The following is an 11,479-nucleotide window of genomic DNA, read 5'->3' on the forward strand; positions in this document are numbered from 1 at the left end:
AACTTCGACTACATCGAATACAACGTCTCGCAGATCGCCCGCATGTTCGGGCACGACGGGACCGCCTTGCGCAACCAGTTGAGGCTGCACTATCCGGAAATCCTCGAACGGCGCGAAAAGGCAAGGGCACGGCTCGGGCTCGCAGACAATTTTCTGCGCGGCGTCCGTCCCGAAAGCGTGAAAGAATATGCCGGCGCCGTCGAACTGTTCCGCACCACCGACCGCAACCTGCCCTCCATCGCCGAAGAATGCGAAGTCTCGCTCGGAGGACTCAGCCAGTACCTCCGCTTCTACCACAAAGACCTGGTGAAACAGAAAAGCGCCCTCTACCGGCAAGCGGTAGGCAGCCGCAAACCGGACAAGCCGGCCGGCAACGGACGCGCCTCCGAACCCGCCTTCGGCACGTATGAGAAATACCGCGAGTCGATCGAGCTTTACCGTACGACCGACCTGACCGCCCGGGAGGTCGTCGCCCGTACCGGCGTCACGCTCGAAGGCTTCCGCAACCACCTGCGCAAATGGCACCGCGACCTGATGCTCGAACGGCGGGGCGGTTCGGAAAGAAAAAGAAAATCCAATAACAATCAAATGATAGAAGGCATGACACGAAAACTGATCATCATGATATTTCTGTCGGCACTCCCCCTGCTGTTCCACGCCCAGGAAAACAGGTTGGCCGGACAAAAAGGTTCCGCCGTCGGAATCAAAACCAACCTCCCTTACTGGGGAGCAATGGGAACATTCAATGCCGGCGCGGAGTTCCGCCTGGCACGCCGCTGGAGCCTCGACATCGAAGCGGGCCTCAACCCGTTCGACGGGAAGAACGGCGACGGCAACTACGGCAAGTCGCTCAAACACCTGCGCCTGCATCCCGAACTGCGCTACTGGTTCTGCGAAACGGGCTACAAGCACTTCATCGGACTGCACGTCCCCTACCTATTATATAATGTATCGGACATCCGGATGTTCGGTCTCGAAGGCAAACGCCGTCAGGGCTGGGGCACGGGCGTGGGACTGAGCTACGGCTATTCGTTCCTGCTCTCCAAGCACTGGAACTTGGAAGCAACCGTCGGCGCGGGCTACCTCTACCTCGAATCGGAGAAATACCCCTGCGCCAACTGCGGACGCCGGCAAGGGTACGAAAAGAAGCACTACGTCGGCCCCACCCAGGCAGCCGTCAACCTGATTTACCAATTCTAATCCGTCGCAGCCTTATGAAAATAAACAAATCTTTACTCATAACAACAAGCCTGCTGGCGGCAACCGCCCTGCAGGCACAGGAAATCAAAGTCAAGGACCGGAACGTCGAGCAATCGGGAGGCACGCTGCTCGTCGGCATGACGCTCGACTTCAGCGAAGTGGAGGTGCCCGCGGGCCGCAGCGTCGTCTGCACCCCGGTCGTCGCCTCAGGCGACAGCATCCGCCCGCTCCCCCCGATCCTCCTCAACGGGCGCGACCGCCAGATCCTGTATGAACGCACAGGGCGCACCTTTGCCACCCACGGCGAATACGCCCTGCGCCGCACGAACGGCCACGAGCAGACCTTCGGCTACACCGCCCGCACCCCGATGGCCCCCTGGATGAAACGTGCCGAAATCGCCCTCATCACCGACGAATGCGGCTGCGGATGGGAAACGTTGCAGAACGACCGTTCGACGCTCTTCCCGATCAACTTCATCGAACCGATCGTGTTGAAACCCGTGCCCGCCTTCCTTGCACCCGCTGCAGAAGAGGTGAAACGCCGTACGCTCAACGGGCAGGCATATCTCGACTTCCCGATCAACCGCACCGAGATATACCCCGACTACCGCAAGAACCCCAGCGAACTGGCCGCCATCCGGCAGACTATCGATGCCGTCAAAGATAACAACTACGCCACCATCACCCGCCTGGCCATCAAAGGCTTCGCGTCCCCCGAAGGCACCTACGCCAACAACCGCCGCCTGGCGGAAGGACGTGCACAGGCATTGCTCAACTACGTGATGGGATTGTACAAGTTCAGCAACCAGACCACCTACGACGTCACCTCCGAGCCGGAAGACTGGGAAGGGTTGGAGGCGCGCCTCGAAACCTCGTCGCTCAACGGGAAAGCGGAAGCCCTCGCCATCGTGCGTGCCGATGAACCGGCCGACTTCGATGCCCGCGAAGCGAAATTGAAACAGCTACCCGCCTACAAGCAGATACTGGCAGAAATCTATCCCGCCCTGCGCCGTTCGGACTATGTGGTGGAATACAACATACGCAACTTTACCGTCGAAGAGGCACGCGAACTGATCCATCGCGACCCTTCGCAACTGAGCCTCGAAGAGATGCACCGCGTGGCACTGAGCTACCCGGCCGGCAGCGACGAGTTCAAGGAAGTGTTCGAAATAGCCGTCCGCATGTATCCCGACGACCCGGTGTCGAACCTCAACGCCGCCAACATCGCCCTGCAAAACAAGCAACCCGACCGCGCCCGCCGCTACCTGGCCAAGGCCACCCCTTCGGCACATAAGGAACTGGCGGAAGCCATCCTCTTGATGCTCGGCGAACAATGGACGGAAGCAGAAAAGACTCTCACACGTTTGACCGACAACCCCGAAGTGGCAGATGCCGCAACCGCCAATTTGGAGCAAGTCAAGCAGATGATTGAATACACATTATTAACCTCAAAAAAGTAATGCCATGAGTGCTAAGTACAAATTAGTTCTGCGCAAAGACTTTTCGAAGGATGCGCCCGAAGGCTCAACCAAGCTTTATGCCCAGTTGGTCAACAACGGAACCGTAGGCTTCGAAGAATTATGCGAAGCTATCGCAGAGGAAACAACCCTGACCAGTGCCGATGTCAAATCGTGTCTCGACCGCTTACCTCGCCACATTGCCCGCCACGTGAAGGAGGGGGTAGCGATCGTCCGGTAATCGAATGATAGCCACCCCGGAAGAAGGCCTCTGACGACTGCGGCAGTCGTGTTCCGACCACTGCGGCAGTCGTCAGGTAACCACTGCGGCAGTCGTCAAGAGGCCACTGCGGCAATGGCCGGAGGGATACTTCTCGAAGTACTTAAACAACTGATTAACAGAGATATTAAAATATTCATTCATAAAAACAAAGTATATGAAACTTAAACATTATTCATTATGGGCACTCGCCCTCGCATTCGCGGCGGTGTCCTGCTCGGACGACTTAGAGAATTCGGGCAAAAACAACCAGCCGGAAGAGAGCGAACAAAGGGCTTATCTGGCAGTAAAGATAGCCACCGGAACAAAAGGTGTGTCCACTAAAGGTTATGGAGAAGAGGGAGATGGTTATTTACCGGAGATTGAAGGGTTAAATGAAGACCAGGTCTATGATATCAATATCTTTTTGTTTGAGAAAAAAGATACTGAACATGAAGTGAATGGTGGATTGGAAGCTGTAAACAGAGATGAGTCCAGTACGACTACTCAAATTGCCGGCTATGGTTATCTTGCCGGGATAAATGAAACACCTTCCGGAGGTAGAGAACCCGATCACCAAGAGGTTACTGTTACTATCACATTAGACGATACATTCACTGAGACTGAATCAAAAGACTATTGGGTATTGGCCGTTGTGAATAATGGATCACAAATAACCCCAACCACTCTTTCAGATTTGAGAGAAAACCTTTCCAGCAAGGCTTGGACAGGTGGAGCTTCAGGAATTAATTCTTACGATAAGTTTGTCATGTCCACTCACATGATGAAAGGGCAAGTGGCCTCCGCCTCCTTAGTCAACATCTCACAAGCAAACAAATCAAAGGATGATCCAGCCAGAACAACCGTTTATGTTGAACGTTTGGCAGCACGTGTCGACTTAAAAGTGTCAGAAACAATGGCAGGCAACATCAGAACAGATGGTACATTTAAAGTCCTACGCTATTTGCCTATCAACTTGTGGAAAGGTAATACCAATATGTTCAAACAGGTTTCTCCGTCAGTAACAGAAATAAGTATATCTCTCCCTACAGAGACTAATTATTCCTCTGGCGAATACCAATGGCTGGGCGATGAATTATGGGAGACTGGCAAATATAATTATGTATATTCCGTTGATATGAGAAATAAAACGAGAGGTAACTATAGTCAGTTTACAAACAAATATGATAACTTCTTTTATCAAGCGGCTGAAGACGCTGATCTTCCTTACGATACAAAATCTACCGAATGGAAAGAAACTTCAACCCTTGGGCAAGAAGGTACTTATACATCCGCAGATAATTTCACTCCGATATTCTACACTCGCGAGAATACCATGTCTGCACCTCTTCAAATGAACGGCTATACAACAGGGCTTATTTTTGAATCTAAATTTACATTTAAAGACGACGCAACAGTTAGCAGCTATAATAGTACTAATGGTAATGTTGAAGCCGCCGCATTACCTGCTGGAAACAATGGTACATTCTACGTTGCAAATCATGATGGTAATGTTACTTTTGACGGCTTCAAAACAATTGCAGCAACAGCATTCAAAGAACTTGCAGAAGCAGCCGATGGAGTAGATTATAAAGTAACATCAGATTTACTGAAAGGATTTATGGATAGCAATTGGCCAGCAACTGCTCCTACAATAGATAAGGTCCGATCAATTGTTCAGTACATGAGTGAGAAGAACGGTATTGAAAAGAAATTCAAGGAGTACTTGAAAGAAGTTCTTGACAAAGCAGGAACTGACGCTACTTTCGATAACGTAAAAGATAACTTGAATTACAACAAATTTATTGATTCTGAAACTGCCTTGCAAGAACCAACAGGAGAAATAGACGATACGTATATCGCAACTCTTTATAAAGGTTATGGCGTATCTTGCTACAAAGAAGGTAAGAGTTATCATAAATATTGGATCCAGCATGACCCATCATCTAATGTAGATAATGCCCGTGAAGACCAAGTGTTAGGCGTAATGGAATATGGCATCGTCCGTAACAACGTGTACCAATTGAACGTAACCGGTATCCGCGACTTGGGTGATCCACTGCCTTATACACCGGGAAAAGACGACCCGGATACTCCGGATGAAAAAGAAGAAGCATACACGATCTTAGTTCATCTTTATGTAAAAGATTGGATACTTCGCAAGAACCAGGATATCACCCTATAACCCCAACCCCAATCAAGAGTGAGTTGTGCCCCATTTGGCACAACTCACTCTTTGGAGGCTTCAGCCCTCACCTCCCCGCCGGAGAGACGCCGGGAGGAGGAACAAATAAGAAACAAGAAAAAGATTCAAGATTATGGACCGTATATTTCATACTTGTAAAGGGCTGGTCGCGGCAGCCGTCTGGGTGGCAGGCTTCTGTGCGTGCAACTACATCCACGACGATTCGCTGCCCGAATGCGAATACCGGCTACATTTCAAATATGACTACAACATGAAGTTTGCCGACGCCTTGCAGCACGAAGTGGACTACCTGACGCTCTTCTTCCACGATGCCGACGGCCGCTTCCTCTTCCAGCAGCGCATCGAGAAAAGCGAACTGGACAGCCGCAACTCCATCGCCCTCGACCTCGAACCGGGCACCTACCGGGTGGTCACCTGGGCAGGGCTGGACGACAAGTGTTACCAATGGCCCGCACCGCAGGAAACCTCGGCCGACAAAGATTGCCGCGTGAAGACCCTCCGGCGCGACGACGCGACGCTCCCCGACGAGCTGACGCCCCTGTGGCACAGCCTCGACACGCTCACCGTCACCCGCGACGCTCCGGAAGCCGACACCATCTCGCTCGCCAAGAACACCAACAAAGTGCGCCTCGTGCTGCAAGACACCGACGGCAACTGCATGGACGTGCGCGACTTCACGTTCCGCATCGTGGCCGACAACGGCTATATGGACTATGACAACCAACTGCTCGCCGACCCCGCCATCACCTACCTGCCTTACCTGATGGAAAACGTCGACATCGCCGCCGGCGACAGCCTCATGGGCAAACCGGTGACGCAGACCGTCGCCGTCGCCGAGATGAACACCATGCGCCTGATGGCCCGCCGGAACTACCGCCTCATCGTGCGCCACAAGAAATGGAAAGACGACGTGATCAACGTCAACCTCAACAACTACCTCCTCCTCACGCAGATGGAAGGACACAATATCTCGGCGCAGGAATACCTCGACCGCCAGGACGAATACTCCATCATCTTCTTCCTGACCCCGACCTACTGCCCCGATTGCCCGCCTGTAGATCCGGTAGACCCCGTCGATCCCGTTGATCCCGTTGATCCGGATAACCCGGACAATCCGGACAACCCCGACAATCCCGATGATCCGGACGCCCCCATCATCGGTTACAGATGCTTTGTCATCCAGGTCAAAGACTGGGTGATCCGGCTGAACGATTTCGACTTGTAAAACAATAACAAATGAATTTGAAACATCGACATATCATCGGTATATGCCTCCTCCTTTGCGGCCTGTCGGGGTTCGTCGCCTGTACGGACGAATCGCCCGAACTCCCCCGTAAAGAAGAGGACGCCCCTATATTCCTCACGTTCCAGGCAGACGTGGCAGGAGCTTCCACCCGTGGTGCGGAGACTGCTGCGGATGATCGTGTCGAGATGCTGCGTATCGTCATTGTTTCGAAGGCTACGGAAGCAGGAACGGGAAGCAATCCCGCCGATACGAAGTGGGAGGTGGAGCATAACACGTGCTTCACTTCCGTAGGTCCGCAACGGCCGCTCGAATACACCTTCAAGGTAGCGGCGGACAGCCGGAAAAGGATCTATTTGATCGCGAACGAAAGCGGCTTGGTGAATACCGAAGGAACACCGCTTGATTTCTCCGACGAGCAGTTCATCCCGGACGCTACGGACAAAGCGCCAGTGGATGATCATGTATTTGCCATATCCTCTCCCCGCTATCCATACACACCTTCCGCCCTGCCGATGACCGCCCTGTATGAGACAGATGTACCGTCCGCCGACCAAATCACAAACGGCGAGTTTGCATGGCCCAACCCGCTCTACCTGGTACGGGCCGCCACCAAATTATCTTTCGAGTTCACCAACCAATCGACCCGGAAAGCAGTCACCGTGACCGGCATCGACATCCAGCAGGTGATCACCGACCGGATGTACCTGATGCCTCATGTGAACAAGAACAGCGAGGACAAGTATTGGGTGGTCGAGGAAACGGAAACGGACGGTACGCCCCAATATGCCAGCAAACCCTTGGTAAATCAAGACTGGGTCGATTGGATGGGAGACGAAGCCCAAAAGTCAAATGAAGACAAGGACAATGAATGGCTGACCGACTATGAGGTGCCGGATAATGCCATGCCAGGAACCGCCACGGTCCCTTTCACCTCGCTATCTATGCCGGCAGCAACAGGCACGGGGCCTTACCCGTCGGCCGAAGCATCCGATGCCATCTACCTGCCGGAAAGCAAGACGGTGAAAGCCGAAAACGATCCCTTGCAACTACAAGAATACAACATAACCGTCCGTACGAAAGAGCAAGCCACAGACGGAACGGAGGAAAAGGAAAAAACATATCCTCCCCAAACCTTGCCCCACCTGGCTTCGCTCTTCCGCAACACGCATGTCGTGGTAGGTATCGTCTTTACAGATCATGACATTGAATGCGAAGTGGATGTAATCCCCTACAGCGAAGTAATCCTTGAACCGGACTTCGGATTGTAAAACTATAAAAGGTAAGAAGAATATGAATCGTTTTATACAATATATTATTGTCACTCTGATAGCCTTGGCAGCAACCGACTGCCAGGATGATTTCATGAAGCAAGAAATCATAGGCGAAGGCAAAGCGAAGGTCTCCGCCACAATAGACTTCAAACCCATGTCCGCCGCGCTTACCCGGACAAAGGCGGCAGGAGATGCCTTAAAGGATATTAACAGCCTGCATGTGTTGTTGTATGACGAGGAAAGCAAATTAATAAACAAGTGGAAAATAGAAGGATATACCGTAACCGATGAAAACCGCACGGATGTGGACGCAGAAAACAAAGCAAGTGCGGAAACCAGTACCAAACGCGCCAAATTCAACCTACCGGAAGAAATCGACTTCGGCAAGTATTATATGTATGCCGTGGCGAACATCCCCGACTCACTTATAGACAAGCATTATTCCGAAGCCATACAAACAGTAGACGGGCTCAAAAACATTTCCTTGGCATGGGATTCCGAAAACATAGCTGCCAATGGCCAGATGATAGGCTTTTTCACAGACAGTTCTACTCCCGCCCTATCAGCGAGTGACGAGTCCCTCACATTGAATGCAAGCAATACGAAACTCCATGCATGGCTACGCCGAGCAGCATCCAAAGTGACCATTGCATACGACGGAACGCAACTCAATGATGGTGTATCCATCTACATCATGGCTGCCTCTATCAAGGACATACCTAAATCGTGCCCGTTAGGAACAGAGAACACACCAAACCACGTTGATTCGCTAATACATGACGGAGGAATGATACAATATTTTGTGGGGGATGTACAACCCGGTGTTGATGATTTTATAACCAAATATAAGGCCGTTGTCAATAATCAAATATCGACACAGACATACGGGGATCATTCAGAAACAGCCGAATCCCTCTTCTTCTACGAGAATAGGCAGGGAGCAGGGGAAAGAATGCCCGACAAGCGGCAAGATGCAAACGGAGATGGGAAGTTGGATTATCCCGGACTCCCGGGCGACGGTACTTACCGGCTGAAAGATGGCGTACCCTACGGTTCCTACATCGAGATAGATGCGATTTATCGTTCGGAAAATCAGGGAAAGCCGGGAGTCGGAATCATAAAATATCGTTTCATGCTGGGGCAGGACGTGATACAAGACTACAATGCCACACGGAACTGCCACTACAAACTGACCTTGAAATTTAAGGGGTATGGCAATGATGTCGACTGGCACATTGAATACAAGCAACAGGTGCTTGAAGTGACAGAGCCTAATGTGATGAATTACCAGGGAAAAGTATTCATACCGGAGGACCGCCCGGGAACTGTCAATTATAACTATGGACATCATTTCGAAGACAATACCATCGCAGTCACCAGTTACATAGAGGAAAACAACACAATGGTGGACTGGAAAATGGAAATTGATGAAGGAGAAGGGTATAAACCCGCTAAAGAAAGCAAATGGTTTACCCCTGTCATTACGGACGGTTACCTTCCTTACATAAAGCATGTCACATTCAAACCCAAATCTTTAAACAAGGAGGAAATAAATATAGATGATCTGCTCCGAAACGCACCTCAGAAAGGTTCGGAGACCAATCCTTACAACCTCGCCAATCCGGGACAGACAGCCACTCCAGCCAATGCAACAATAAAATGCACGGCAAACTGCTATATAGTAGATGCTCCGGGGTACTACATTTTACCGTTGGTGTATGGTAACGCTTATCATAACTTTCAACCAAACGAAAATGCCTATAAATACACCGGCAATTATACAGGAGAGCAAATTCTTAAGAAGTTTAAGGATTATTTGGGTAATGAAATAACAAGCCCCTATATTCAAGACCTCACCAAAACGGAGTACACCCCCCAAAGCGCATTCTTGGTATGGCAGGATGAGGATAATTTAATACCATATAATTGCTGGGCTTATCCGAATACTGATATAAAATATATACAAGAGGCCTATGGAGGACATGGAGGAATCCAATTCCGCATTGACAAATCGAATATAAAGCAAGGGAATGCAGTGATAGCACTGGGTTCTGGCAATGTAAATGGAATAACTTTTCCACCAGTGATGTGGAGCTGGCACATTTGGGTTACCAATTTCAGCTATCTTAAGGAAGATGATAAGAATATAGAAGTTACCGACCATGGCTCTCATAAGAATTTGTTCATGCCGGTGAACTTAGGATGGTGTTCCGATCACGGCGATACAATAAAATATTACAAAGCGCGCAAGTGTACGGTGAAATTCACTGCCGGTACACTGGTAAAGACCATAGAACTTGAACAAAAATCACACATCGCCTTTACGCGTGGCAACAACCCCTACTATCAATGGGGGCGAAAGGATCCTTTCGTTGGTGCAACAGCGAATATAACTAATAAACTTCGATACTATTCTCATAATAGTGATGGTTCCTGGTCTGATCCATCGAATCCTCCAATGCTCTCAGCCGAAACGGTTGCCGATGATGCACGCTACACTACACGATCGGCCATAGACGCAGGCCTCCTCATACAGAATCCACAAAAATGGCATAATCCCAAACGTAAAGTGAACGATAATTCCAATCCGAACATTACATATCCCTACCTTAGCGACAATGATATATATCGCAATTTGTGGCAAGGCCGAATTGAGGCGAATCCCAACATTCCCAGTCTCAAGACGGTCTATGACCCATGTCCTGTAGGTTATCAAGTACCTTACTTGATGCCTTTACAGGCTTTACTACCACAGGAGACAACACAAACACACCTTTCGAGTGGTATGACGTGCAAGTTGCAAACATTGCGGATTATGATCAGAATATCGATGCATGCGGGAAAAACGGGATATATTCAAAAGGCTTGTACGAATTCTATACCAATCCCGACAAACTTCAGTCAATCATATTTCCGGAGACAGGCTATCGTGACTGGAATGATTGGGCCAACGCATATCAAGCAAACATAGGCGAACCTATCGGCTATTCGTGGACGGCAGGAAATGTGAATGGCGATGACAATGCTTCGTACAACTTTGAATTCGCTCGTAAAGACGCGCAAGGGGGAAGCTATATCCGACCAAAGAACACATTTTATCCCTGCGATGGCTTCCCGATACGCCCCTGCGTTTACGATACTCATAGTACAACCACTCCTTAGCCCCTCTGCCTGCCCATCATAAACACCGGCGGTTGCTTTAGCTCCCCTTTTTCATTAAGAAACCTTGGAAAAGTGTGTACAGTCTAAAGACGCCCCTCTTATCTTCCAACACACTACATATCAACATATTGAAAGCAACCGCCCCTGCAAAAGGACAATTTGACCGCAATATTTTCCCTACACTTTTTCAAACAAGCCTCATTTTCTTACACGATAAACGCACCTAAATACTCCCTTGTACAATAACGAGCTACTTAACGAAGAAGAGAGCAAACCCAGACAAAAAGACTCTCTCCCCCACACACTTCCGAACCACTTGAATTGATTTGCCAAGATTGCCTGAGAAATGGTATTGCAGTACTTCATGGGGTTATAGTTCCGTAAAGGAATGAATAACCCGGCAGATAGAATAGACGATACGGGATGTGTACTACTTCCATACCTACCCGCTATTCATGTTACAGCCGTGAAACAAAAGAAATCCAACTGTAACATAGAAGGAAGACAGTTGTGACATAGAAAGAATACAGCCGTAACATACAATAGAGGACCGATGTTTATCCGTTATTGATTCATTATTTGCCAAATATGAAACAAACAGGCCTCGTAGGGGCGGTTCGCGAACCGCCCTCCATGTCAACAAATATATCCATCGTCGCTACCCGGGCAGTTCGCGAA

General features: G+C 49.9%; 7 protein-coding genes. All 7 read left to right on the forward strand.

Going from position 1 to position 11,479, the window contains the following annotated elements; translation table 11 throughout:
• Nucleotides 1–600 precede the first annotated feature (600 nt).
• A complete protein-coding gene (locus tag DW083_RS09900) occupies nt 601–1,200 on the forward strand; it encodes a DUF3575 domain-containing protein (RefSeq protein ID WP_122332271.1) in 600 nt (199 codons plus the stop codon).
• Between the two features lie 14 nt (nt 1,201–1,214).
• A complete protein-coding gene (locus DW083_RS09905; RefSeq protein WP_122332263.1) occupies nt 1,215–2,660 on the forward strand; it encodes a DUF3868 domain-containing protein in 1,446 nt (481 codons plus the stop codon).
• A gap of 4 nt (nt 2,661–2,664) precedes the next feature.
• Nucleotides 2,665–2,898 (forward strand): hypothetical protein, encoded by a 234-nt coding sequence (locus DW083_RS09910; protein ID WP_233552093.1) that lies wholly within the window; start codon nt 2,665–2,667, stop codon nt 2,896–2,898.
• A 196-nt stretch (nt 2,899–3,094) separates the two neighbouring features.
• Entirely contained in the window at nt 3,095–5,101 is a 2,007-nt protein-coding gene (locus DW083_RS09915) for an Mfa1 family fimbria major subunit (protein WP_122332264.1), read from the forward strand.
• Between the two features lie 133 nt (nt 5,102–5,234).
• Nucleotides 5,235–6,347 carry a FimB/Mfa2 family fimbrial subunit gene (locus tag DW083_RS09920; RefSeq protein WP_122332265.1) on the forward strand — a complete coding sequence of 371 codons (1,113 nt, stop codon included), beginning with the start codon at nt 5,235–5,237 and terminating at the stop codon, nt 6,345–6,347.
• An 11-nt stretch (nt 6,348–6,358) separates the two neighbouring features.
• Nucleotides 6,359–7,636: a hypothetical protein gene (locus DW083_RS09925; RefSeq protein ID WP_122332266.1), complete on the forward strand. Its 1,278-nt coding sequence runs from the start codon at nt 6,359–6,361 to the stop codon at nt 7,634–7,636.
• A 22-nt stretch (nt 7,637–7,658) separates the two neighbouring features.
• Nucleotides 7,659–10,610, forward strand: a complete 2,952-nt coding sequence (locus DW083_RS09930) for a DUF4906 domain-containing protein (RefSeq protein ID WP_122332267.1) — start codon at nt 7,659–7,661, stop codon at nt 10,608–10,610.
• The last annotated feature ends 869 nt before the right edge of the window (nt 10,611–11,479 follow it).

It is taken from the genome of Parabacteroides sp. AF48-14 (assembly GCF_003477465.1).
Classification (GTDB): Bacteria; Bacteroidota; Bacteroidia; order Bacteroidales; family Tannerellaceae; genus Parabacteroides; species Parabacteroides acidifaciens.